The organism is Ruminococcus flavefaciens, assembly GCF_900119075.1.
Taxonomy (GTDB): domain Bacteria; phylum Bacillota; class Clostridia; order Oscillospirales; family Ruminococcaceae; genus Ruminococcus; species Ruminococcus flavefaciens_Q.
Genome location: NZ_FPIP01000003.1, coordinates 412193 through 436548 on the forward strand (window position 1 = coordinate 412193; position 24356 = coordinate 436548).

A 24356-nucleotide genomic window follows, 5' to 3' on the forward strand; every position below is an offset into this window, starting at 1 on the left:
TCCTTATAATAATTCATAATTCTTATGCCTTTTGATCTGCCTGATTGACTTTTCTTATCCTTTCAAGCTCTTTGCGGATATTGTCAGCCCAGTCTGCATCGTCGTTGCTTATACGGTACACACGGAAGCCGTTGGCGATACCGTTTTCGTAGACGGACTTTTCGTCGTCCACATGGAGGTCTATGCGGTAAGCCGCAGGATATTTCGACGGGAAATTCGCCCTGCCCCTTGCCACTTCTTTTTCGTGGCGGACGGCGTTGACTATGCTGTCTATCCTTATGCCGTAATGCTTGAAGATACCGTTGATATAGCGCTCCGTTCTGTTGGAGGTAGTGTATATCCACAGCTCTGTATCGGACTTGTTTATCTCCGTGAGAAGCTTCACAGCGCCCTTTCTCAGCTTATCCTTGTATAGCTTGTTATACGGGAATTTAAGCTCGGGCTCTGTGGGGACTTCCGCAGAATTCACAAACAGAGTTTCATCAAGATCAAATGATATTTTCATAATTATCAAGCCGAAAGGCGGCGTTATTACTTGTTCTTGTTTACGATGCGTGTTTCCTCAGTATTGTTTTCGAGGTTCACATAGCGGACAAAGAGAGAAACCTTGTTGTCAGCGTTGAGGTTGTTCCAGAGCATATCTGTGAACTGGTCGATATTGCCGCTGATGCCTACGAGCTTAGGCTCGCCCTCGAAGCTGGGAAGGGGAGAACCGTCGCCCATATATGTATGAATGAAGTGTCCCTCGCCTGCGATAGGATTTGTGTAGCTGAATGTGTATCTCTGGCAGGAATCGGGATTGCCGTTAGCGCTCTTGAGGATAGACATTGCGTAGTTGAAGCCCTCCTCGCCGAAGCGGAGTATGCCTGAGATACGAGGTGTGAAGTTAGGAGCGTCGTCCTCGAATTCTCTTGTGCGGAGAGCCTGCTCAAAGGTGTACTGCTTGTCCATGAGTTCGTAGATAGTATCGGTCTGATCGCCGTTTGTAACGATGAGCTTATTGCCGAGAACTCTTACGGGAGCGTAGATGATGAGGTGGGGATCAGTGAGCTTGGAGGGATCGAAAGCCTCTGTGCGGATACCCTTGCCGTCCTCGATGAATACGCGGTTGCGGCTGTTCTCGCTTCTGCCCATGATGAAGTAAGCGGTTACAGCGTACTTTCCGCAGTCGCTCTTACCGATGACGATACCTCTTCCGGGGTAAGCGTTTGTGCTGAGTTCCTTTGCTAAATCAAGCTTTTTCATAATAAATACTCCTTTCGGATAATTGTATATCAGTGGATAAATATATGATGTATGAACATAGCGGCTTCTGCCAGCTTTGGCGTGTAGCCTGTTGCCTTTGTGAATATGAAGTCCGTCAGGACTATCACCAGCACCGCAAGGGTGATGATATTGAGAGTTCTTTTCTTTGGCTTTGCAAGGAGCCAGTCGAAGAATGGCTGTACTATATACATGAACAGCATACCGCCAAGTCCGAAGCGGACAGAGGTACTGAGGGCGATACGCGCCTGAAAATTGTACTTGTACCGTGCGTAGGTCTGCCACGGCCATGAGCCTGTTGTGGCTTCAAGAATGTAGGTAGCGGCAAGCTCCACCAGAGTCGCCACAGCCATACAGCCGAGAAAGATGAGCAGCGGCTTTACGATATTCAGCCATTTTACGTCCTTTTTTTTCATGAGCCAGCCGAAGCACAGCAGGAACAGAAGTGCTCCCACGCCGTATATGGGACAGTAGGGACCGAACATATTGCCTCTGTTGTGAAAGCCCCAGCGGTAGACCACTGTTTCGAGGAATACCTCGTAGCACCAGCCAAGAACCGCGTACATCCAGAAGCATAGAAACAGCTTCTGAATGTTCTGTTTTTCCAATAATTCCTTTATTTTTGCCATGATTTTACTTTACGTAGGCTTTTCCGCCGATTATCTCTATCCTGTCCTGACAGAACAGTGAAACGGCCTCGGGGAGTATCTTCCACTCAGCCTGTTCCATTATGCGCTTTTGGAGTGACTCGGGAGTATCACCGTTTTCTACGGGGACAGCCTTCTGTATTATTATCGGTCCGCCGTCACACTCCTCGGTTACGAAATGTACCGTTGCGCCCGAGAGCTTTACTCCTGCCGCAAGAGCAGCCTCATGGACGTGCAGTCCGTAGAAGCCCTTTCCGCAGAAGCTGGGTATCAGTGCAGGGTGAACGTTCATCATTTTGTAGGGGAACGCCTTTACTACCTGCTCGTCGAGTATGGTCATGAATCCCGCATATACCACAAGGTCTGCCTTTTCCTCGATGAGAGCGTCGGTTACTGCCTTTGTGTAGGATGCTATATCAGCGTACTCCTTACGCGGGATAACGCGGCTTTTTATGCCATTCTGCGCCGCCCTTTCAAGAGCGTACACGCCTTCCTTTGAGGAGATAACGCAGGTTATTTTTCCGCCCTTGATGACGCCTGACTTTTCGGCGTCGATAAGAGCCTGTAAATTAGTGCCGCCGCCCGAAACGAGCACGACTATATTCTTCATGAGGTTTTCCTCCTTTGTATAAAAGCGGCAGGGGATACTCAGCCGCTTATTCGGGGAACTGAACGTGTCCCTGTATTATCTCGGTATCGTCGTAGGACAAGGGGATATCCTTGTCTATTACCACCTGACCGTAAATATCGGTTATGCGGAATGTGAAAGGTCCCTTGCCCATTTCTCTGGTCTCGAAATAATTGTACGGGCGGCGCGGTATCTCAACGAATTCGCCGTCCTCATTGAGGTATTCAAGCTTGGTTATGGGGTAGCGGTGATTGCGCACCTGTACTCCGCACCAGAACTCTGTACTGCCCTCTTTGTATTTGAATGAGATAGGAGCTGTTGCCGCGGTATCAAGGGGGATTATCTTCCAGCTTACGGGAACTCTGCCCTTCTCAACGGGAGCGATGAGTGGGAAAGCGTCCGTATAGAGGTCAAGGTCGCCCTTTTTGCCCTCGGGGAGCTCGTCTGTTACCAGCATTTTGATAGTGCCCAGCTCGCCTGTGACTTCAAGATAAGCGCCTGCAAGCTGTGCTTCGTTATAGTCGGAGTGGTTCATAGCGACTATCCAGTAGTCGTGGGAAACGGGATCAAGCATAGCGTGACCGCCTGTATAGCCTCCGCCGTAGAAAGTACCCTCGCCTGTATGTACAGTGCCCTTTGGTTCGAGGATAGCGTCCTCGTCAATGGGCAGGTCGGGTATCTCGAATTCGGTGGGTATCTTGCCGTTTACGCCCAGCACGAACTTCTGGAGAGCATTGAGCTCGGCTCTTGATATCTCCTTGTTCTTACGGGCGGTTATAAGGTCAAAGCTGTCCACTCTGCCGTCGGAGTTATAATCCATATCTATCTGTGAAGCAGCTCCGCCGTATAAAGGCGACGCTGCAAGAATGGCGCAAACCATTCCCACAGCCGCAAATTTTACAAATTTCATAAACATCACCATACTTTAAAAATCTTCCAAATCCCATATCCCGTGGTGCTTGTAGTTTTTATTGTGAATTCGGATATTTTTGCGGTAATTGCTATGATGTTTGAAGTATCTCTTGCTTTATCAGCAGATGATAACGCCTTCCTCTGACTCGACAAGCTCGCCGAGAACGTAAGCGTCCTCGCCTGCTGCCTTGATAGCAGCGATAGCCTTGTCAGCGTCGTTCTTGTCAACAGAAACTATCATGCCGACGCCCATGTTGAAGGTGTTGAACATATCTCTTTCCGGGATATCGCCTGTTCTCTTGATGAGGTCGAAGATAGGTAGCACCTGTACTGCGTTTCTCTCGATCTTTGCAGCGAGGTTCTTGGGGAGAGAACGTGGTATATTCTCATAGAAGCCGCCGCCTGTGATATGAGAGATAGACTTTACCTTAACAGCGTCAAGAAGGCTCATTACAGCCTTTACATAGATGCGTGTAGGTGTGAGGAGGCACTCGCCGAGGGTAGTTCCGAGGTCGTCGAAGTGCATATTGAGGTTCTGCTCGTTTACGTCAAAGACTCTTCTTACGAGAGAGAATCCGTTTGAGTGAACGCCGCTGGACTTGATAGCGATGAGAACGTCACCTGCCTTCTGGGTATCGGGCTGGAGGATCTTGTCCTTGTCAACAACGCCTACAGAGAAGCCTGCTAAGTCGTACTCGTCCTCGGGCATAAGACCTGGGTGCTCGGCAGTCTCGCCGCCGATGAGAGCGCACTGTGCCTGAACGCAGCCCTCTGCTACGCCTGAAACGATAGTAGCTATCTTCTCGGGGAAGTTCTTGCCGCAGGCGATATAATCAAGGAAGAACTGTGGCTTTGCGCCGCAGCAGATGATATCGTTTACGCACATGGCAACGCAGTCGATACCTACAGTATCATGCTTGTCCATGATGAAAGCCAGCTTTATCTTAGTACCAACGCCGTCTGTGCCCGAAACGAGAACAGGCTTGCTGATACCTGTCATATCCAGCTCAAAGAGACCGCCGAAGCCGCCGATACCTGAAAGAGCGCCTTTTATCATAGTACGGGCGATGTGCTCCTTCATCAGCTCAACTGACTTGTAGCCTGCGGTAACGTCAACGCCTGCCTTCTTGTAGCTTTCGGAAAAACTGTTGTTCATTAATCTACCTCCATAGTCGCCTGTCTCCCTGCCGCAGGCAGGGAGACAGAATTATAGTTTCATTCTTTACCGTTCCAGCAATATGTGCAGAGCTTGCAGGCGTCAAGACCTACAGCCTTTTCTGTGCCCTCAAGAGTCTGGAATTCCAGTGAGGTAAGGCGGAGTCTCTTGCATATCTCATCTCTGAGTCTGCGTCCTCTGTCTGTTGCGGAATTGCTGTATTCCTCGATGTGTCTTACGCCTACAGGGCCTTCAAATTCGTCGATTATCTGGCGGGCGATAAGCTCCATTTCGGAAGTGCTGCGTGAGAAGTTGAGGTACTTGCAGCCGTACATTATAGGTGGACAGGCAGAGCGCATATGTACCTCTTTAGCGCCGTGCTCGTAGAGAAACTCAACGGTCTCTCTCATCTGTGTTCCTCTTACGATACTGTCGTCAACAAAGAGGAGCTTTTTGCCGTTGATAAGCTCATGTACGGGAATGAGCTTCATTTTAGCTACCTGATTTCTCATGCTCTGATTTGTAGGCATGAAGCTTCTCGGCCATGTGGGAGTATACTTGATGAACGGTCTTGCGAATGGTATGCCGCTCTTGTTAGCATAGCCGATAGCATGAGGAGTACCTGAATCGGGAACTCCGCAGATATAGTCAACATCGGGAAGTCTGCCGTTCTTGATGTCGTTTTCAGCCATTATCTCACCGTTGCGGGTACGCATCACCTCAACGTTGACGCCCTCGTATACAGCATTCGGATAACCATAGTATGTCCAAAGGAATGTACATATCTTCATCTTTGAAGGATCGCCCTCGGCAATGGTCTTACATTCGTCGGCTGTGAGCTCAACTATCTCGCCTGCCTCAAGCTCCTTGTATGTGGCATAGCCCAGCTTCTGGAAAGCGAAGGACTCTGTTGAAAGGCAGAAGCCGTCGCTTCTCTTGCCTATGATGATAGGAAGTCTGCCGAACTGGTCTCTTGCAGCGATAATGCTGTCCTTAGTGAGGATAATGAGGGACATAGTGCCCTCTATCTTCTCCTGAGCATAGCGGATACCCTCAACGAAGGAGTTCTTCTGTGCGATAAGAGCGCCGATAAGGTCGCCCGAGTTGATATTGCCGCTGCTCATCGACTCAAAGTTAGCGCAGCCCTGTTCAAGGAGCTCGTCTACCAGCTTGTCAGCGTTGCGGATGATACCTACAGAGCAGATAGCGTATATGCCAAGCTTTGAGCGCACGAGGATAGGCTGAGGATCTGTATCGCTGATACAGCCGATACAGAGCTTGCCTCTCATATTTGTTACGTCATTCTCGAACTTTGTACGGAAAGGAGAGTTTTCAATGCTGTGGATATTTCTCTGAAAGCCGTTCTCCTCAGACCATGAGGTCATACCGCCGCGTCTTGTGCCGAGATGTGAGTGATAATCTGTTCCGAAGAATACGTCGGTAACGCAGTCGTTTTTAGAGGCTGCACCAAAAAAACCGCCCATATATTACTCTCCCATAAGTCTCTTCATGATTTCCTGATATGCTTCTTCAACGCCGCCCATATCTCTGCGGAAGCGGTCCTTGTCAAGCTTCTCGTGGGTTGTTGAATCCCAGAAGCGGCAGGTATCAGGTGATATCTCGTCAGCGAGGATAATAGTGCCGTCAGCAGTCTTACCGAACTCGATCTTGAAGTCGATGAGGTCGATGTTGAGTCCCTTGAAGAACTTTACCATGAACTCGTTTACCTTGAAAGCGTACTTTGAGATAGTGTCGATATCCTCCTTGGTAGCGATACCGAGAGCGAGTGCGTAGTAGTCGTTGATGAATGGATCGCCGAGATCGTCGTTCTTGTAGCTGAATTCAAGGATAGGGCAGAGGAGCTTCTTGCCTTCCTCAACGCCCATTCTCTTTGAGAAGCTGCCTGCTGCAACGTTTCTGATGATTACCTCAAGGGGAACGATGGAAACCTTCTTAACGATAGTTTCACGGTCGCTGATCTCCTCAACGAGATGAGTGGGAACGCCTTCCTTTTCGAGCATCTTGAACATATAGTTTGTCATCTTGTTATTGATGACGCCCTTGCCTGAGATAGTGCCCTTCTTCTCGCCGTTGAACGCAGTTGCGTCGTCCTTGTAATCAACGATCACGAGGTTAGGATCGTTTGTAGCATAGACCTTCTTAGCCTTGCCCTCATAGAGCTGTTCCTTCTTTTCGATGTTTGACATTTTAAAATTCCTCCTTGAGAATAATAAATGAATGATTGTATATGCAATTCCGCATCATCGCGGAAATTGTAGGCTTAAAATCAATGCATAATGCTTAATTCATAATTATCGTATCGCTTATGCGATATTATTTAAATATGTCGCGAGGTGACACCGCGATCATGCATTATGAATTACGAATTATGAATAGTTATTGGAGCAGCATATCCGCTGCTTTGATCGGCGTTTCTGCTATGAAGTCCGCCCCTGCTTCGGTGAGCTCCTCTATTGAGCCGAAGCCCCAGAGAATACCCATGCATTTCAGCCCTGTCTTATGAGCTCCGATAACGTCCTGTCTGCGGTCTCCTATCATGAGCACAGAGCTCCTGTCGGAAATACCTGCCTTTCCGAGAACGTACTCGATGACCTCGTCCTTGTCGTTTCGGGTGCCGTTTATATTGGCTCCGCCAACTATTTCAAAGAACTGCGACAGTCCGAATCTGTCAAATATGCGCACCGCGTACACCTCGGGCTTGCTGGTGGCGACCATTATCCTTTTGCCGCCGTCTCTGAGCCTTTTCAGCATTTCGGGGACTCCCTCGTAAACGCGGTTCTCGAAGAGCCCCACGGTGGAGTACCTTTCGCGGAATATCCTGACAGCCTCGTTTACCTGCTCCTCGTTCATGCCGCAGAACTCCGCAAAGGAGCGGTACAGCGGCGGTCCGAGAAATTTATTCGTATCCTCGGGTATATCAAATCCCATGCGCTCTAAGGCGTATTCAAGGCATCTGACAATTCCCTCGGTGGAATCGGTAAGAGTGCCGTCAAGGTCGAATAAAAGGGTATCGAAATTATCTGTCATGTATCAAGCTGGATATCGAACCAGTCGTCGGTGTTCCTCATTGTCCACTCGATAGCCAGTCTGCGCTCGTAAACTATATCACTGTCGAGCTCACCCACAGCCCAGTCGCTGTCGATGTGGTTGTGGTGGTCGCAAGCCCAGTCATAGCGGAAATAGAGGTCAGCCATGTCCAGTATCTCGTCAACGCTTCTCAGACTGCACTGAGACTTGAAATCATCAAAGCTCTCGCACTGTGAAACGAATCTTATAGCCTTTTCGCAGTCGCATATCTTTCCTGCGTCTGTGATATCGTCTACAAGTCCAAGTATCCAGAACAGTGCCCAGCAGCACTCGTACTCCCAGACTACCTCGACCAGGTCTTCCTTGGAGGCTCTTTTCTCCATGACAAGCGTTTCATACTTGTTGAGACATTCCTCGACGCCGAAATATACCATAAGGCGCTTGAATTTCTCAATGCCCTCGGGATTCTTGTCGCTGAGCTCGATAGCCGACTGTGTTGAGAGCAGAGCGGCTATAGCACGCTTGCATATGTCGTCAAAGCTTCTGAGTTTTACCTCTGAAGCAGGCTTTATAGGGGGGATCTCCTCCTGAAAGCCGATACCTTTTTCAGTGAGTATCCTCTCGGAATTGGCTTTTCTTTCTTCGGGTGTCATGAATAAACCTCCTTTTGCAGTGAAATATGATGTCGTTTATGCCTTAAAGAGCAGCTATCTGCTCCTGTAAAGCCTTGTCCTTGGCGATAACGCCCTCAGCCATTGCCTTTTTCTCGGCAGCAAGCTTTGCAGCCAGCTCCTCGTCGGCAAGAGAGAGCATCTGTACAGCGAGTACAGCTGCGTTCTTGGCTCCGTCGATACCAACAGTAGCAACAGGTACTCCGGGAGGCATCATAACTGTAGCGAGGAGAGCGTCAACTCCCTCGAGAGCCTTTGACTTCATAGGTATGCCGATAACGGGGAGAGTTGTGTGACCTGCCACAACGCCTGCAAGGTGAGCAGCCATGCCTGCTGCGCAGATGATAGCGCCGAAGCCGTTTGCTCTTGCGTTTGAAGCAAATTCGCAAGCCTCAGCAGGAGTTCTGTGAGCGCTCATTACGCGGCACTCGAACTCTACGCCGTACTTCTTGAGCTCTGTGAGAGCTGATTTCACAACAGGGAAGTCGCTGTCGCTTCCCATGATAACTGCAACTTTTTTAGCCATGATTTTTTCTCCTTATTTATCTTTCTATAGAACGCGAGACGATCATCTCGTTCACGCCGCTTTCCTTACCCCACAGGTCTGTGCCGTATATAGCCCAGAGCTGGTCGGAGCCGTCACTCCATGATATTTCGTCCTTTATGCCCTCGCCTGAGTATTCTATGGGACGCTGTCCGTCACCGTAGTCGGCGGTGAGCTTTTCAATGACCTTTGCATAGCCCTCTGCAAGCTTATCTTCGCCGTATGGGTGTTCTGACTCATCCACATTGCCTACAGCGCCGATGTGATAGCCGCAGCATATGAGCTGTTTGCTCTCACTATCAAACTCTGCGAACATATATCCGCTGAGCCCTGTGCCGAAAACCTCATCGGACGCAAAGCTGTAATCGTATTCCATTGAATTGTAGCGCACATCTGATTTGTAGTCGTAATTCTCACCTATAATGGAGAAGACTTCATCTTCTGTCATGCCTGTGCGGAGCTCCGACAGTACATTTATGCCTGCTGCGGCGTTGTTTTCCGCGGGAGCTTCCGAAGTTGTTTCGGGAGCGGCAGCAGTCGGCTCGGCAGTGGTTTCCTCAGCTGTCTCGGAGGTCTCCTCGGCGGTGGTGGTCTCAGCCTCGGTGACTGTTGTGTTTTCCTCTGTCTCAGCAGCAGGATCGTTTATTTTTCCGCAGCCTGCTGTCATAAGCAGAGCGGCTGCGGCGATAAATGCAAGCTTTCTTTTCATATTTTTTCCTTTTTATCAGTTCTCCTGCGGCTCTGTCTCGGGCTGAGCGTCAGTCTGAACTTCGGGAGCAGGTGTTGGATAATCGGGCTTTTCATCGATGAAATAGCCTGATATCATCTTTAAGTCGTCCTCTGAGCTGCCTGTGAACATGATAACAGCCTCATATTCGCCTTTAAGGCGCTTAGGCTTGTTCTCCTCGTTCTTGTAGGTGATACCTGTGAGTGCTTTCAGAGTGACCATGTACTGCGGCAGTTTGCCGCTTGACGGTGCTGATGTCACCGTGATATCCGATAAGCCGAGAAGCTTTTTAGATGTTACCTTTTTTTCGTCAGGGAAAAGTCCGCTGATCTTATCATTAGATGAGACCTTCATTTCCGAGAGCAGCTTTTCTGCTTCTTTAGGGTCTCTTTCGTAAACGAATCCCACGTATTTCCCTATATATTCGTTTATTTTTTTTATCATGGGCACTGTCAGCCCCGAAGCGTTTACCTCAACGGTATATGGGAGGTCAAGAACATTGCCGTTTACTGTGGCTTTCTTGAAAATGAACACCGAGTTTTTCACAAGATATACATAAGAGTCGTTGCCTTCTTTGACAGTGAGCTCGCCGCTTTCGTATTCGCAGCTGTCCCATGCTCTTGAAAAGCAGGGATCGAAATTGCTGTTATAGACAACAGATGATTTCTTGTCGGCAGTATCAGCGATGTAGAACACGCGCTCGGCACTGGATTTGAGATCTATATTCGAGTAAACAAAGGGAACAACGATATTTCCCTCATAGTCTATGCAGCCGTAGAGCTCCTTGTCATGGATATCCTTAGAAGCGATACATATGTCCTTGTTATTGGTGAACTTTATGCTCTTCCATTCGGGATAGACAATAATGCGTTCACTGCTGTCGAAGATGCCCACAAGTCCTTCGTCGTTCTTGAACGCGCGGTTGCCTGAGGAATCAAAGTTCAGCCTTTTTACAATGTCGTTCTGCGATTTGCTGCTGTCTGCGCTCTTTTCCGTTCTGGAGTAAAAGCGGGTAATAGCGACTGCAAGCACGATGATACCGATAAATAACAGGGAGACTATGAGTCTTGTGTGTTTGTTCATTATCTCAAAGCCTCCTCACGGTCACTTGCTCTCATTTTCGGGAGCATTGCCGCTTGTCTGTGGAGCTGACTTCTGAGCCTCAGCCTTGCGCTGACGGTAGAGGTCCTCAGTCTCCTTGGTTATATATATAGGACGATTCTTCGTCTCAAGGTAGGTCTTTGAAAGGTACTGTCCGAGAATGCCCACGCTGAAAAGCTGCAAGCCGCTGAAAAGGAATATAAGACACAGCATTGTGGGATATCCGTCGGGAGCGTCCAGCCAGCCAAACATGGACCTGATGATAGTGATGACTATCAGTACGAAAGCTATGAAGCAGGTGATGATTCCCAGCAGTGAGGCGATAGCCAGCGGAGCTGTCGAGAATGCCATGATACCCTCAAGGGAGTACTTGAAGAGTCCCCAGAACGACCATGAGGAAGTACCTGCGGGGCGCTCTACGTTCTCGTATTCGATGTATCTGGTGTTGAAGCCCACCCAGCTGAATATTCCCTTTGAGAAGCGGTTGTACTCGGTCATATCGAGGATAGCGTCCACCATCTGCCTTGTCATGAAGCGGAAATCCTGAGCGCCGTCCACTATCTCAGTCTGGGATATTTTGTTCATTATTTTATAGAAAAGTCTTGCGAACCATGAGCGCACCTTTGATTCGCCCTGTCTGCTGACGCGGCGCGTTGTGGCACAGTCGTACTCGCCGTTGCGCACATAGCTGTACATCTGGGGCAGGAAAGCAGGGGGGTGCTGGAGGTCTGCGTCCATAACGACCACAAAGTCGCCCTTTGCGTTTTTCAGACCTGCGTACATACCTGATTCCTTGCCGAAATTACGGGAAAACGAAATATATCTCACCCGCTTGTCCCTTTCCGAGAGAGAGCGGAGAATGTCAAGAGTGGTGTCCTTTGAGCCGTCGTTTATGAAAAGATACTCAAAGGTAAGCTCTGGAAAATCCTTTGACATCTGGTCAGTCACCTTGGTTATCTCTTCGTAGAACATGGGCAGGACTTCCTGCTCATTATAGCATGGAACTACTACTGAAACGAGTTTCACGTTTTTTCCTCCTTTTAAAGAAGCTGTGACAGAGCAGGAAAAGCTGTTTCCGTATCTGCCAATACACTATTAATAATACAACAAAATCCATGATAATGCAATAGCAAAATGTATGATTTCATAATTTTTTACACCTATGTAAAATAATGACACATAAGGGAGCTGTTTTTGGTCTATCTGATAGTCGGGCAGGAGGCAAAAAACAAAAAAATAACGAAATATGGCGTATTTGCGTATGTTATTATTTGTATAATTTACCTTAAACAAAGTATGGAATTTCTGACAAAAAAATCAATAACGATTTGTTATTTTCACCGAAAATTTTAAAATCGGTATAATTTTTGCGTTCATTTTTGAAGAAAGTGTTGATTTTTTTTGAAATGTCATGTATAATATACTTGTATAGTTGTTCGCGCTGCGGACGCTTCGCAAGGCGGTGATGTCATATCATTAAGCGAAGCCCTGCGGCGATGTGGGAAATCGGCGTTCCGCTGCCGTAAAAGCGGAATATGCGGCGTTTGCTGCGGTTGGGAGAGAGGAATATGGATATAACACTGGTAACATCTTCGTTTGACAAGCTGGTTCACGGAACCGAAAACGAAAAGAAAACAGGCTGTGGTATCAACCTTCTTAAGCCTGAAAATGTAACTCGTTTCCACAGAACTTCGCAGATGACGGATCTGAAGGAGATAACCTGTGAGAAATGTAAAGCCAATCTGGCTAAAAAGCTTATCAAAGCTGACAAAAAGGAAATGGCTCTTCTTCTTAAGGAAGAGAAAAAGCGTGAAAAGCTCGGCATGAACGACGCAGGAATCGTTCCGCTGGGAAATACTACCGCAAGGATCACAAGAGATCCCGATGCTAAGAGAAAGGAAGAGGAAGCGAGAAAGAAGGCTCTTGAGGAGCAGAGAAAAGCAGCAGAGGAAAAACGTGCTGCCGAGGCTGCTGCCAAAGAAGCCGAGGAACAGGAGCTTTACGATCAGTTCCTTAATAAGGACGGCAAGAATGTTCCAGGTACAGGCGTTCCTATGGACGAAAGCCTTGCTCAGTTTGCAATAAATGCTCCGAATAACGAAGCACAGGCACCTGCTCCCGCACCTGCAAACGCACCTGCTGCCGAAGACGATTTCCTCGCACAGTTCGCAATAAACAAGCCCGGCGATACAGCAGCATCTGCTCCCGCTGCTGCTCCGCAACAGGACGATTTCCTTGCACAGTTCGCTATACCAACCCCTGAACATACACAGAATACAGATACAGCACCTTATTATAATGCGCCTAATGCACCTCAGCAGTATAATGCGGCTCCGCAGCAGCCTGTCGGCGGCTACGGCTATGAACAGCCCGTTGTCCCCGAACCTGTACCGGCTCCTCAGCCTGTACACAGCGACGAGGATATAATGAACCTGTTCTCGATAAACAACAGCGCTCCCGTACAGGAAGAGCCAGTATACGGTCAGCCCGTCATCTACGACGGCAGCCAGCCTCTTTATGACGCTCAGGGCAACCTTATACAGGGTGTCATAACACCTATGGACGAATATGCAGACGCTCCTGTGATGAATATTCCGCAGGATACAGCGTGGGATTATGTTGCAGACCAGTTCTTCGGCGGCGACGCTGCCGCACAGGGAAGTGCTGTGGCTGCTCCCGACGGTTATGAAAACGTTCAGCCCGGTGAAATGGCAGACCTTGATATACCGACTATAGGAGACATCACTGCTCCTGTTATCGACGATATCGGCGCAGCGATCGAGGCGGCTTCAAAGCCATACGGCGGAGTCCCCGGCGGTCTGAACACACCTGTTCATGGTGATACGGCTGCTCCTGTGAACGGTCAGCCTATTGATCCGAATACAGCTTATATGTATGGAGATATCCCGCTTGTTGAGGATATCGTAGCTCCCGAAAATGACGTGCTCCCGTCTGCTGCAAGCGTTGCGGCAGAGGCTCTCAGCGGAGCTCCTACAGTTGACGATATCACAGCTCCCGAATTCGACGAGCTGCCCTCCGCAGCACAGCTTGCGGCAGAGGCTCTCAACGGAGCTCCTACAGTTGACGATATCACAGCTCCCGAATTCGACGAGCTTCCCTCCGCAGCACAGCTTGCGGCAGAGGCTCTCAGCGGAGCTCCTACAGTTGACGATATCACAGCGCCCGAATTAGACGAGCTGCCCACAATCGATGACATCGCTGCACAAGGTCATGACAATATGCAGATACCTGTGCTTGATGATATAAATGCACCAATCTATAATGCGCCATATATGGCAGAAGAGGAGTTTGAATTTAATATGAGTGATTATAATAATTTTGATGCTAATGCACAGAATACAGGTGCTGGGCAGCCAAATCAGGCTCAGCCTCAGATAGTAAAGGTACCCCAGTTCGCAGGTTATGACGCTAACAATCAGCCTGTATACAAATACGTTCCCATGAGACTTATGGGCTATGACCAGAACGGCAAGCCTGTATTCGCACCTCTCAATGCACAGCCTCAGCAGGCTGCACCTGCTCAGCAGACAGCAGCACAGGCTCAGAGAGCTGCAGCAGCTCCTGCTCCCACACCTGTACAGCAGGCTCCTGCAAAGTCTATCGTTCCCAAGAAGCCTGTACCGACAGAGGGCGTTCCTACAGCAAATATTTCCAAGATCGCTGTAAATCCTCATGCAAAGTCCACATCACAGGCATTCATCAAGGCTATTTCCAACTCAAGAGAGTACGCTGACAAGAACCTCATCGAAACACAGGGACTTCAGGCTAACAGCCCTATCCTCAATTCTGTTGAGGACGTTCTCTCAACAATGGGCGATGATTCCGCAAAGAAGAGACAGCTTGCTCAGTCTCAGCAGAATGTGCCTGTATTCGACGAGTACAAGGCTCCTGCTTCATCTTCCTACAACAGAAGGAACAATGCTTCTCCAAGACTTCAGCAGTCTTTCGACAAGGACGTTCGCTACATGACAAAGTCCGAGCTCAAGGCTAAGAAGAAGCAGGACAAGATCGACGCTAAGTTCAGAAAGGAAATGAACAAGAGAGGCTTCTGAGTCGGTCATTCACAAATGAAATGAGGAAAAACAATGGCAGAAAACAAGATCCTCGAGGAGCTGAGAGCTAAGCTCACAGGCTCGGACGAGGAGAACAGCAAGTTCCTCCGCGAGGAGGCAGAGCGCTTCGCCAAGCAGAAGAATGTGGAGGGCGTAGAAGCCGCAACACAGCTCCTTATCGAGCGTATGCCGCAGTCGCAGAAGGACGAGATAGAGAGACTTATCACCATTGACGGTGTGCGTCTCGACGAAGTGCATGAGAAGATAATAAAGCTCATAAAGGAAAAGGATATCAGCGGAGCTAAATCCCTTGCAGAGAGACTCTACAAGAAGATAAAGCTTGATTACGGCGAGGGCGAGAAGAACAAGTTCGTTTCTCTCAGGAATCCCTTTGAGGATAACCTGTATCAGCTGAGATACAAGCCTGAGAAAACTCTTAACCGTACTCCCTTTGATTTCGCAACGTTTATCACTACATACGGCTATCTTATGGTAGAAACAGGCTCTGCCGTGGATGCTATCCCGATACTTGAGGACGCTATCGAGTACAATCCTGTTGATGTGGGACCGAGATTCGAGCTTGCAGAGGTATATAAGCTTCTGAAAAACAAGAGAATGACTCTCGAAACATCAAGAGAAACTCTTAAATGTGCTTCCTCACCAGTGGCAATTGCGCGAGTTTACGCCAATGTAGGCTATATCCTTACAGATATGGGCGAGTATGACGACGCAGTGGCTTTCTATACAGCAAGTCTTATCTTTGCACCGCACCCTGCCATTCAATATGAACTGAGAGACATCGCAAACCGCAAGGGCAGTCATATTACCAAGCCTTCGCACGAGCAAATGGTCGAGGCTTTGAAGAAATATGACTTTGAATTCGGTCCTAACGAGGACGTTATCTCCGTAGCAGCTCAGCTTTCTGCGAATTATCTCATTGAACAGGATATACCAAATGCGCTTAAGGCTCTGAAAATGACCTATAACCTCACCCGTGATGAAAAGGTCAAGGAAATAATCCTCAAGTACGAGCCAGACGCTAAAATGGCGGTTCCTGTACAGGAGGACGAAAAGCCGAATATTACTCAGACGGTGAACGATTCTCCCGAGGAATAATGAATAATATCTCATCTCCTGCAGATAATAGCTGTGGGAGATGATTTTTTATGAGCAAAAACAAGAAGAAAATACCCGTGCCCGAGCCCGAAAGCGACGATGAATATATCTGTCCTGCGGCTTCATGGGACAATATGACGGGAACTATCCCGTATTCCGCAGAGGACATGATGGAGCGAGCCTCCTATGACGAGGTCCATCCGTTCCTGCACGAATATGAGGGAGACTAAGCGAGGACGTGAGATATCACGTCCTTTTTTTGTCGTTGGGCGTAGGGGCGGATATTATCCGCCCGTCAGGGAACGCCCTCACTTGCAGGGCGTTCCCTCTTCAAAAACAGTCCACTGGACTGTTTTTGAATTCACCCTTTGCGGAGCGCCTTCGTAACTTCAGGGCTCCGCCCTGAAACCCGCAAGGGCTGTCAGCCCTTGACCTGACCAAAGGAACACAGTCCCTTTGGAATCTCGTTTATACTCTCATCAAGTAACTATATCGCTGATAAGACTACTTACTAATTACTTTGGATTTTTGTTTATATGCACAAACATCCTTCACTGATTTATGCACTTACTACAAAATTTTCAAAATGACTTTATTTATAACTTAAAGCATGGTATAATATATCTTGTTATTTTAAGGCGAGATCTTTGGAATTTCAGTATTATAAGCTATAGACAGCAGCTATAATTACTTAAAAAGAGGTGGCATATGAAAAACGGAGTTAAAATGCTGGACATTGCAGAAAAGCTGGGCGTCAGTGTTGTTACAGTCTCGAATGCTCTTGCAGGGCGCGACGGAGTAAGCGAGCAGATGAGAAAAAAGATCTGCGAGACAGCTGAGAAAATGGGCTATAAACCGTCGAATACCAAGAGCGAAAGGAAACGCCTTTCCATGTCCAAGGTAAGCAAAAACGTGGGAATACTTACCTCCGAGCGCTTCGTGGGCGCAAGAGGTACTTTCTACTGGGAGCTCACCGCGAGTATCTCCAATCAGCTTGCACAGCTGAACGTCTGCACGGTCTATGAGTGCGTGACCGCCGACAGTGAGACTAACGGTATACTGCCGAATATGGTCACAGACGGCAAGGTGGACGGCGTTATAGTTATCGGACAGGTACACAGAAGCTACATAGAATGCCTGAAAAAGCTGACTATACCGCTGATGTTTGTGGACTTCTACGACAACAGGTACGATATTGACTCGGTAATTTCCGACAGCTTCAACGGCGGCTATATCCTTACGGATTATCTTGTGTCAAAGGGACACCGAAAAATAGGCTTTTTCGGTACTCTTAATGCTACCAGCAGCATCAATGACCGCTATCTGGGCTACGTGAAATGCATTATGGAAAACGAACTTGAATTCCGCAGGGAATGGATAATCGGAGACCGCAACGAGAAAGGCATACTCAATGAGAAGATAGACTTCCCCGAAGAAATGCCCACGGCTTTTGTGTGTAACTGCGACGAGACCGCATTCCGCGTAATATCGGCGCTCAAGACCAAGGGAGTCCGCGTTCCCGAGGATATCAGCGTGGTAGGCTACGACAATTATACCGTATCAAGTATCTGTATACCAACTATAACGACGGTTGAGGTAGACCTTACCAAAATGGCTGAGGTTTCCGTCAAGATAATGGCGAAGAAGCTGGCTGATCCGAAATACAGGGAGGGACGCCGCATAATCAGCGGTAAACTCATTGAAAAAGAAAGCGTCCTTGATATAAACGGAAGCTACAGTGAGGAGCGTCCAAATGCTTATTGAGAACTTTTTCGGACACCTGCGGACAGTGCTTCAGCACCGCCACAAGGTCTTTATCCACTGCGTAAAGGCAGGTATACCGCTGAGGGGCTTGTTACATGACCTGTCGAAATTCTCGCCTACGGAGTTTATCCCGGGGGTGAAGTATTATCAGGGTGACCGCAGTCCAAACGAGCGCGAGCGCGAGGTGGACGGCGCTTCAAAGGCGTGGATGCACCACAAGGGCAGAAACCGTCATCACTTCGAGTACTGGACGGATTACAACATGAAAACGAAACGGCTCGAACCCGTGAAAATGCCCGATATATTTATATTTGAGATGTTCTGCGACCGCGTTGCGGCTTCAAAGACATATAACAAGGAGAAGTACAACGATTCAATGCCGCTGGAGTATTTCCTCAGGGCAAAGCCGCGCCGTATCATCGAAAAATCTACGGCGGCGAAGCTGGAATTTCTGCTGACAATGCTCCGCGATAAAGGCGAGGACGAGGTGTTCCGCTATATCCGCCGACACGTCAGAAAGAGCCGTTAGCCTTTAGCTGTAGGGGACGGCGTCCTCGACGTCCCGAAATTGGTAAAAATTCAAATTACAATTTGTAGGGGCGGATATTATCCGCCCGATATTACGATAAAAATAACTAAAACGGACGCCGTGGGGCGTCCTCTGTATTTTCGAGAAAAGGAGGGAGAACATGAACCCGAGACTGCCGTATCTGCGCGAAAAGACCGCTAAGCTGACAACGTCCCCGGGGGTGTACATCATGCGCCGCAAGGACAGCTCCATAATCTACATCGGCAAGGCGAAAAATCTCCATAACCGCGTGAGCAGCTACTTCCGCGAAAATCCCGACCACGCGCCAAAGGTCGCAGCTATGGTCTCCAACGTCTACGACTACGATTTCATCGTTACGGACAGCGAATATGAGGCTCTGCTGCTTGAATGCAGTCTCATCAAGCAGCACAAGCCAAAGTACAATATCCTCCTGAAAGACGACAAGGGTTACCACTATATTCGAATTTCCGACGAGGAGTACCCTCGCATAACCAACGAAAAAAACACCAAGCAGAGCGGACGTTATCTCGGACCATACACCAGCGGCTTCATCACAAAGGAGGCTGTCAACGAGGCGAACCGCGTTTTCATGCTGCCCACTTGCAGGCGTAAATTTCCGCAGGATTTCGGCAAAAGCCGTCCATGCTTGAACTACCACATAAAGCAGTGCATGGGAGTATGCCGCGGCAGGATAAGCGCCGAGGATTATCAGGCGGCAGTCGAGCAGGCTGTGGAGTTCATAAAGAGCGGCAGTGCTCAGTCTGTTGAGCGCATGGAGGCGGAGATGAACGAGGCTGCGGAGGCGCTTGAATTTGAGAAAGCAGCTATGCTCCGCGACAGGATAAACGCCGTAAAAAAGGCTTCCGAGAAGCAGAAAATAATCAACAGCGGCGTGGATTCCGCGGACGTTATCGGAGTTGCCGAGTACAGCGGCGGTCTGTATATTTCCGTGCTGATGTACCGTGAAAACAGGCTCTTTGACAAGGCTGTTTTCGAGTTTCCGCTGCCTGACGAGGGCGACGATATCCTCAGTCAGTTCATGCTGCAATTTTACTACAAAAAGCCCGATATACCGCACTCTGTCATCGTCGAGCGCATACCCGAGGATTCGGAGCTCCTGACAGAAATGCTGGAGGGGCAGGCAGGGCGAAAGGTGAAGCTCCATGTGCCGCAGAAAGGCCGTCAGCTGGAGCTTCTCAAGCTGGCAAAAAACAACAGCGCCGAATATGCTGCCATAAAAAATGACCGCACGGGAAAAGAAGTCCTTGCGCTGGAGCAGCTGGGGCAGAGTCTGGGACTTGCCAAGCCGCCGCGATATATCGAGGCTTACGACATATCCAACCTGTCTTCGGAATCAATGGTGGCAGGAATGGTGGTATTCGAGGACGGCAGACCGCTGAAAAAAGCCTACAAGCGCTTCACCGTCAAAGAGCAGGAGCTGCAAAACGACTACGGAAGTATGCGTGAGGTGCTGAAAAGGCGGCTCATGCATATCGTGACAGGGGAGGGGGACGAGTACTTCACGAGGACTCCCGACCTGATACTCCTTGACGGAGGAAAAGGTCACGTAAATGCCGTAGCACCGCTGCTTCGGGAGCTTGGGCTGGACATACCGCTCTTCGGCATGGTCAAGGACGACAAGCACCGCACCAGAGCTATCGCAACGGGCGGCAGGGAGATACAGATAAACAGCCTGCGGTCGGTGTTTGATTTGGTGACAAGGATACAGGACGAGGTACACCGCTATTCCGTCAGCTTCATGCATACCAAGCACAAGAAAAAGACCTACAGCTCGGAGCTGCTGAAGGTACGCGGAATAGGCGAAAAAAAGGCGGCGAAGCTGTTTATGAAATATAAGACCATAACCAAATTAAGGGAGGCTTCTCCTGAGGAACTGGCTATTGCTGCTGGAGTGAATATTGAGACTGCGCAGGAGCTCTGGAGGGCTATCCGTGATATGTGAACTGCGCTAAGAATATTCAGCAAATAATACCAGTATATTATAATGGTATACGAAGTCAGTATATTATAATAGTATACGGCGTCAAAAATTGGAAAACGGGGTATTTATAGTCAAATGAATAAACAATAGTGCAGCTTTTGTCGGATTTTTTTGTATAGTTGTACCCGAATCTTTGGACAGAACGGTCAAAATGACTAAATTACCAATAGGCAAATTGCCGCAGTTTACAATTCTGTAAAAATTCGTGAAAAATATGAGCTTTTATGTTGCAATTTAAAAGCGGGTGTGATATAATTATTGTGGAAGTTTAACAATGTTTGGTATCAGTGTGCTATACCTCATATTGTGCTGCCTTTTTACATTGAATTTTTGTAGAATAAGAGCCGTTTGAATTTATCAGTATTACCGATCGTATAAATCTTGGTAAATATTGATAAAAAACGGTTGATTATTTATGTCAAAAAAGCGATTGAAAAGTAACACTATAAATGTTATAATTGTTATTATTAAGGCAGTGAGAAACGTTCATCACAAGTATTAATTATGGAGGTGGTTTCATGAAGAGTTTTTCTTACGTAGCTCAGGACGCGAAGGGCAGACAGGCTAAGGGAATCATTAACGCGGAAAATGAGCAGGAATTCTTGCAGAAGGCCAAGGAAAAGGGCTTGTATGTCAGGGATTATAAGGAGAGCGATTCAGAGGACTCAAAATCAATTTACAAGTTTAAAACACCGGAGCTTGCATTCTGCTGCCGACAGCTCAGTGCGATGCTCACATCAGGTCTTACTCTTGTAAAAGCCATTGATATCCTGACAAAAGAGCAGGAAAACGAAAGGGCAAGAGCTATATGGCAGGACATTTACGAGAACGTACAGAAGGGTGAATCCTTCTCGTCATCACTCGAAATGCACTCAGGTTCTTTCCCGGGCTTCCTCATTTCCATGGTCGGTGCGGGCGAAAGCTCAGGTTCACTTGATATCATTATGAACCGAATGTCTGACCACTACGCAAAGGAAAACAAACTCAAGAACACTATCAGAGGCGCTATGATCTATCCTATCATACTTCTGGTTCTCTGTATAGTTATCGTAATCTTCCTCTTCACAGTTATCATGCCGACGTTTATCGATATGTTCGACAGCAAGGAAGATATGCCTGTTCTTACACGAATCATGGCTGGAATCAGTGACTTCCTGACACACAAGTGGTACATACTCGTTGTTATCCTTATCGTAGCAGTTCTGGGCTTCAGAGCAGCTCTCAGGTCTCCCGGATTCCGTGTCAAGTTTGACAGAATGCTTATCAAAGGTCCGGGCTTCGGTCCTCTTGTTACAAAGATTTACACAGGACGTTTCGCAAGAACTCTTTCCTCACTTTACTCAAGCGGTCTTCCGATGGTTGAATGCCTCGAAAGAGCTTCATCGATCCTCGGTAATGCATATGTAGACGAAAAGTTCGTTGACGTTATCGACGAAGTAAAACAGGGCGAGACGCTTTCGTCTGCGATCACACGTACAGAGATATTCGAGCCTATGTTCTGCTCGGTAATCTATGTCGGCGAGGAGTCAGGTGCTCTTGACTCGATCCTTGAGAAAACTTCTGATTATTATGAAGATGAATCAGATTCAGCCGTTCAGCGACTTGTTAGCACGATAGAGCCTGTACTCCTTATCTTCATGGGCGTTATCATCGGACTTGTCGTATGTGGTATTTACCCAGCGCTTTACGGAGCAATGGAAAACGTAGAAAACGGTTAATTAAGAAAGGTGGAAAGATAAATGCTTTCATTTGATATCACTGATAGAAATATAAGAGTTGTTAAGGGCGTTGAAAGTAACGGCAAGATCAAGATCAGTTCTGCTGCTACCGTAAATGTTGAGGAGGGACTTATCGTAAACGGTCACGTTAAGGACGTTCCTGCGGTAGCTACACTCATTAACAACGTACTTAAAATGCACAGAATGCCTGATAAGGAAGCGATCGTTTCGATCTCCTCCAACCTTACTATCTTCAAGGAAATGACAGTTGCCAAGGGCAAGGGTCAGGATCTCCAGAAGACAGTTAAGCTTCAGATGCAGTCTGAGCTCAACCTCGACGATTCATACAGCGTATCCTATATTATAGTAGGCGACGCAGACAGCAGAGATGTAAACGAACCTTCATACAAGATTCTTGCTACAGCTTGTCCTTATGAGATCGTAAGCAGCTACAGAGAAGTATTCAAGCTCCTCAGCATCTCACTCAGATCAGTAATGATCGGCTGCAACTGTATCACAAAGGTACTTCTTGCTGATACTAAGATCAAGTCTAAGATGCCTCTTCTTGCTGTACAGATCGACAACAACTTCATCTCACTTAACCTCTATGAGCAGGGACAGCTTTCATTCTCACGTTTCGCTTCTATCGACGCTGCTGACTATGGTTACTCAGATGACTACGTATTTGAAGCAGTCAACGAGAACATCTTCCGTATGCTTCAGTTCCACAGAAGCCGTAACACAGGTGAGTCCATCGAGAATGTTATCTTCTACGGAGATACACATGAGTATGTAAGACTTACTGATGAGCTTGAAAAACTCGACCTCAAGACAAGTCTTATCAACGTTCCTCCACAGATCCACGGTCATGAAAATCTTGAGTTCTCTCTTTATGCTAACGCTATCGGTGCTATGTTCAAGAGAAACAGAGAGATCGAAAAGATCAACCTCCTCGATACTGACTTCAGCACAGCTGTAAAGAATCGTGTAGGCGGCAAGAACAATGACGCAATGGGAAGTCTTATCCTGCTTGCTTCACTTCTTGGTGCAGCTATTATCGTAGGCGGTGCATGGGGCGTTCTTAAGCTCAAGAATATCGGCATCAAGAGCGATATCAAGAAGTGCACAGAGTATATCGAGAGCCCGGATACAAAGAAAAAGCTTGATCACCATGCGAAGCTTCTTAAGACAGAAGGTGTTGTTAGTGCATATCGCACCAAGATGGTCAATGCAAACGACGCATATCAGTCACAGCCTCGTATCGTAGGTAAGGATTATGAGGAGATCGAAAAGCTCCTCAAGAAGACCTGCGAGGACGAAAAGGACGATAAGATCGAGTTCATGGAGGTAAGCAGTCCAAAGTACAGCGACGGTACTATAACATTCAATGTTACCTGTGATGCTTCTAGCAAAGAGTACGCACAGAGAATACCTGCTAATTTTGCAAAGAACCTTTTCGAAAGCGACTTGTTCAGTGATGCCAGCTACAAGGGATACTCTATCAAGACTGTTAAGGTAGAGGGCAAGGAAGAAGAACAGGATAGGATCACATTCAGCTCAAGCGTAAAGCTTGTAGGCAACAAGAGTGCATATCATCCTGAAGAAAGCTCAGAGGAGGAAGAGAAGTAATGAAATTTAATTATAGAGATAAGATCATAGCAGGTGTACTGTTAGCTATTGTTATTCTGCTTGTAGGTTTCTTCGTACCTGTTAAGAATATGAGCAAGCAGAACAAGGCAGATAAAAAGATTCTTGCTGAAAAGGAACAGATAAAATCCGATTATGAGGCAAAGATCGCTAAGATTCCTTCAATTCAGGAATCAATCCGCAACCTCTATGCAGAGGCAAGCGATGCTACAAAGATATTCGTTCCACTCGAAGATGTTCAGTCACAGGTCAAAGTAGATAACTATATGCAGAAGTATGCTGATGAGTGCAAGATCAAGATCAAGAATCTTGAGCTTGGTTCAACAACTGTTTCTCCTCTTAGCTATTACTATACTTCACAGAAAGATGCTTTTTCTAAGCTTAGAAGTCAGGCTGACGTAAACGGAACTCTTCAGGAAGCATATGATGCATCTGTTGCTGAGAGCACAGCTCTCTCTCAGAGATCAAAGGAAAATGTTATCAAGACTCAGTATGCAATGAAGATCACAGGTACAAAAGAAAATATATGGAAGTACCTTGAGGCTATGAAGAACTTTGATAAGGCAGTTGTTGTTAATTCAGTAACACTTAACGATTACACATTTGGTAAGGACGCTGCCAAGAAGGCTGGAGTTGAAATGCCTGAGTCAAAGGACGGAGAAGAGGTTTCTGTTCAGGCTGGAGATAAGGTAATTAAGAATATTTCTGATGCACAGATCGTATTATCGCTTTACTCAGTGATCGAGATGGAAGAACCCGACGTTGAGATGAAGTAAAACGCAGAAACAC

The 24356-nt window shown here is 47.6% G+C and carries 23 protein-coding genes; 9 read left to right on the forward strand and 14 right to left on the reverse strand.

Annotated elements, in window-relative coordinates; genetic code table 11:
- Positions 1-22: 22 nt before the first annotated feature.
- The 14 genes from BT105_RS06865 to BT105_RS06930 all read right to left on the reverse strand — a co-directional run bounded on the left by BT105_RS06865 (position 23) and on the right by BT105_RS06930 (position 11723).
- A complete protein-coding gene (locus BT105_RS06865) occupies positions 23-505 on the reverse strand; it encodes a hypothetical protein (RefSeq protein ID WP_072300015.1) in 483 nt (160 codons plus the stop codon).
- Between the two features lie 26 nt (positions 506-531).
- A complete protein-coding gene (locus tag BT105_RS06870; protein ID WP_072300016.1) occupies positions 532-1245 on the reverse strand; it encodes an IMP cyclohydrolase in 714 nt (237 codons plus the stop codon).
- Positions 1246-1274: 29 nt separating this feature from the next.
- Positions 1275-1892, reverse strand: a complete 618-nt coding sequence (locus BT105_RS06875) for a putative ABC transporter permease (RefSeq protein WP_072300017.1) — start codon at positions 1890-1892, stop codon at positions 1275-1277.
- 4 nt (positions 1893-1896) lie between these two features.
- Positions 1897-2520 carry a phosphoribosylglycinamide formyltransferase gene (gene purN, locus BT105_RS06880; RefSeq protein ID WP_072300018.1) on the reverse strand — a complete coding sequence of 208 codons (624 nt, stop codon included), beginning with the start codon at positions 2518-2520 and terminating at the stop codon, positions 1897-1899.
- Positions 2521-2566: 46 nt separating this feature from the next.
- Complete coding sequence (locus BT105_RS06885; RefSeq protein ID WP_028514349.1) at positions 2567-3448, reverse strand: expansin EXLX1 family cellulose-binding protein; 882 nt, start codon at positions 3446-3448, stop codon at positions 2567-2569.
- Positions 3449-3568: 120 nt separating this feature from the next.
- Positions 3569-4606 (reverse strand): phosphoribosylformylglycinamidine cyclo-ligase, encoded by a 1038-nt coding sequence (gene purM, locus BT105_RS06890; RefSeq protein ID WP_072300019.1) that lies wholly within the window; start codon positions 4604-4606, stop codon positions 3569-3571.
- A gap of 59 nt (positions 4607-4665) precedes the next feature.
- Positions 4666-6090, reverse strand: a complete 1425-nt coding sequence (locus tag BT105_RS06895) for an amidophosphoribosyltransferase (RefSeq protein ID WP_072300020.1) — start codon at positions 6088-6090, stop codon at positions 4666-4668.
- A gap of 3 nt (positions 6091-6093) precedes the next feature.
- Complete coding sequence (purC, locus tag BT105_RS06900; protein ID WP_072300021.1) at positions 6094-6813, reverse strand: phosphoribosylaminoimidazolesuccinocarboxamide synthase; 720 nt, start codon at positions 6811-6813, stop codon at positions 6094-6096.
- Positions 6814-7003: 190 nt separating this feature from the next.
- A complete protein-coding gene (locus BT105_RS06905) occupies positions 7004-7654 on the reverse strand; it encodes an HAD hydrolase-like protein (protein ID WP_072300022.1) in 651 nt (216 codons plus the stop codon).
- A complete protein-coding gene (locus BT105_RS06910) occupies positions 7651-8307 on the reverse strand; it encodes a DUF4272 domain-containing protein (RefSeq protein WP_072300023.1) in 657 nt (218 codons plus the stop codon). The genes BT105_RS06905 and BT105_RS06910 overlap by 4 nt, the downstream gene beginning before the upstream one ends.
- 43 nt (positions 8308-8350) lie before the next feature.
- Positions 8351-8851: a 5-(carboxyamino)imidazole ribonucleotide mutase gene (gene purE, locus BT105_RS06915; RefSeq protein ID WP_072300024.1), complete on the reverse strand. Its 501-nt coding sequence runs from the start codon at positions 8849-8851 to the stop codon at positions 8351-8353.
- Between the two features lie 16 nt (positions 8852-8867).
- Entirely contained in the window at positions 8868-9578 is a 711-nt protein-coding gene (locus tag BT105_RS06920) for a hypothetical protein (protein WP_072300025.1), read from the reverse strand.
- A 15-nt stretch (positions 9579-9593) separates the two neighbouring features.
- Complete coding sequence (locus BT105_RS06925; protein WP_072300026.1) at positions 9594-10679, reverse strand: hypothetical protein; 1086 nt, start codon at positions 10677-10679, stop codon at positions 9594-9596.
- Positions 10680-10700: 21 nt separating this feature from the next.
- Positions 10701-11723, reverse strand: a complete 1023-nt coding sequence (locus BT105_RS06930; protein ID WP_072300027.1) for a glycosyltransferase family 2 protein — start codon at positions 11721-11723, stop codon at positions 10701-10703.
- A 542-nt stretch (positions 11724-12265) separates the two neighbouring features.
- On the opposite strand from BT105_RS06930, the gene BT105_RS06935 reads away from it, so the two are divergent.
- From BT105_RS06935 to BT105_RS06975, 9 genes are all read left to right on the forward strand, one after another.
- Positions 12266-14770 carry a hypothetical protein gene (locus tag BT105_RS06935; RefSeq protein WP_072300028.1) on the forward strand — a complete coding sequence of 835 codons (2505 nt, stop codon included), beginning with the start codon at positions 12266-12268 and terminating at the stop codon, positions 14768-14770.
- 33 nt (positions 14771-14803) lie between these two features.
- Positions 14804-15886: a hypothetical protein gene (locus tag BT105_RS06940; protein ID WP_072300029.1), complete on the forward strand. Its 1083-nt coding sequence runs from the start codon at positions 14804-14806 to the stop codon at positions 15884-15886.
- Between the two features lie 50 nt (positions 15887-15936).
- Positions 15937-16116, forward strand: coding sequence for a hypothetical protein (locus BT105_RS06945; RefSeq protein ID WP_072300030.1), 180 nt, complete (start codon positions 15937-15939; stop codon positions 16114-16116).
- 478 nt (positions 16117-16594) lie between these two features.
- On the forward strand, positions 16595-17650 hold the full coding sequence (locus BT105_RS06950; RefSeq protein WP_072300031.1) for a LacI family DNA-binding transcriptional regulator: 1056 nt from the start codon (positions 16595-16597) through the stop codon (positions 17648-17650).
- A complete protein-coding gene (locus BT105_RS06955; protein ID WP_072300032.1) occupies positions 17640-18179 on the forward strand; it encodes a DUF5662 family protein in 540 nt (179 codons plus the stop codon). The genes BT105_RS06950 and BT105_RS06955 overlap by 11 nt, the downstream gene beginning before the upstream one ends.
- 160 nt (positions 18180-18339) lie before the next feature.
- A complete protein-coding gene (gene uvrC / locus BT105_RS06960; RefSeq protein ID WP_072300033.1) occupies positions 18340-20163 on the forward strand; it encodes an excinuclease ABC subunit UvrC in 1824 nt (607 codons plus the stop codon).
- Between the two features lie 557 nt (positions 20164-20720).
- Positions 20721-21920 (forward strand): type II secretion system F family protein, encoded by a 1200-nt coding sequence (locus tag BT105_RS06965; protein ID WP_072300034.1) that lies wholly within the window; start codon positions 20721-20723, stop codon positions 21918-21920.
- 21 nt (positions 21921-21941) lie between these two features.
- Positions 21942-23549, forward strand: a complete 1608-nt coding sequence (pilM, locus tag BT105_RS06970; protein WP_072300035.1) for a pilus assembly protein PilM — start codon at positions 21942-21944, stop codon at positions 23547-23549.
- Entirely contained in the window at positions 23549-24343 is a 795-nt protein-coding gene (locus BT105_RS06975; protein ID WP_072300036.1) for a hypothetical protein, read from the forward strand. The genes pilM and BT105_RS06975 overlap by 1 nt, the downstream gene beginning before the upstream one ends.
- Positions 24344-24356: the final 13 nt, after the last annotated feature.

Bases quoted from the DNA above. Each gene is read 5' to 3' on its own strand.
- BT105_RS06885 (WP_028514349.1), bottom strand. From the start codon at position 3,448: ATGAAATTTGTAAAATTTGCGGCTGTGGGAATGGTTTGCGCCATTCTT.
- BT105_RS06920 (WP_072300025.1), bottom strand. From the start codon at position 9,578: ATGAAAAGAAAGCTTGCATTTATCGCCGCAGCCGCTCTGCTTATGACA.
- BT105_RS06975 (WP_072300036.1), top strand. From the start codon at position 23,549: ATGAAATTTAATTATAGAGATAAGATCATAGCAGGTGTACTGTTAGCT.
- purC (WP_072300021.1), bottom strand. From the start codon at position 6,813: ATGTCAAACATCGAAAAGAAGGAACAGCTCTATGAGGGCAAGGCTAAG.
- BT105_RS06935 (WP_072300028.1), top strand. From the start codon at position 12,266: ATGGATATAACACTGGTAACATCTTCGTTTGACAAGCTGGTTCACGGA.
- BT105_RS06865 (WP_072300015.1), bottom strand. From the start codon at position 505: ATGAAAATATCATTTGATCTTGATGAAACTCTGTTTGTGAATTCTGCG.
- BT105_RS06950 (WP_072300031.1), top strand. From the start codon at position 16,595: ATGAAAAACGGAGTTAAAATGCTGGACATTGCAGAAAAGCTGGGCGTC.
- BT105_RS06925 (WP_072300026.1), bottom strand. From the start codon at position 10,679: ATGAACAAACACACAAGACTCATAGTCTCCCTGTTATTTATCGGTATC.
- BT105_RS06870 (WP_072300016.1), bottom strand. From the start codon at position 1,245: ATGAAAAAGCTTGATTTAGCAAAGGAACTCAGCACAAACGCTTACCCC.
- BT105_RS06910 (WP_072300023.1), bottom strand. From the start codon at position 8,307: ATGACACCCGAAGAAAGAAAAGCCAATTCCGAGAGGATACTCACTGAA.
- purM (WP_072300019.1), bottom strand. From the start codon at position 4,606: ATGAACAACAGTTTTTCCGAAAGCTACAAGAAGGCAGGCGTTGACGTT.
- BT105_RS06905 (WP_072300022.1), bottom strand. From the start codon at position 7,654: ATGACAGATAATTTCGATACCCTTTTATTCGACCTTGACGGCACTCTT.
- purE (WP_072300024.1), bottom strand. From the start codon at position 8,851: ATGGCTAAAAAAGTTGCAGTTATCATGGGAAGCGACAGCGACTTCCCT.
- BT105_RS06945 (WP_072300030.1), top strand. From the start codon at position 15,937: ATGAGCAAAAACAAGAAGAAAATACCCGTGCCCGAGCCCGAAAGCGAC.
- pilM (WP_072300035.1), top strand. From the start codon at position 21,942: ATGCTTTCATTTGATATCACTGATAGAAATATAAGAGTTGTTAAGGGC.
- BT105_RS06940 (WP_072300029.1), top strand. From the start codon at position 14,804: ATGGCAGAAAACAAGATCCTCGAGGAGCTGAGAGCTAAGCTCACAGGC.
- BT105_RS06955 (WP_072300032.1), top strand. From the start codon at position 17,640: ATGCTTATTGAGAACTTTTTCGGACACCTGCGGACAGTGCTTCAGCAC.
- BT105_RS06895 (WP_072300020.1), bottom strand. From the start codon at position 6,090: ATGGGCGGTTTTTTTGGTGCAGCCTCTAAAAACGACTGCGTTACCGAC.
- BT105_RS06875 (WP_072300017.1), bottom strand. From the start codon at position 1,892: ATGGCAAAAATAAAGGAATTATTGGAAAAACAGAACATTCAGAAGCTG.
- uvrC (WP_072300033.1), top strand. From the start codon at position 18,340: ATGAACCCGAGACTGCCGTATCTGCGCGAAAAGACCGCTAAGCTGACA.
- BT105_RS06965 (WP_072300034.1), top strand. From the start codon at position 20,721: ATGAAGAGTTTTTCTTACGTAGCTCAGGACGCGAAGGGCAGACAGGCT.
- purN (WP_072300018.1), bottom strand. From the start codon at position 2,520: ATGAAGAATATAGTCGTGCTCGTTTCGGGCGGCGGCACTAATTTACAG.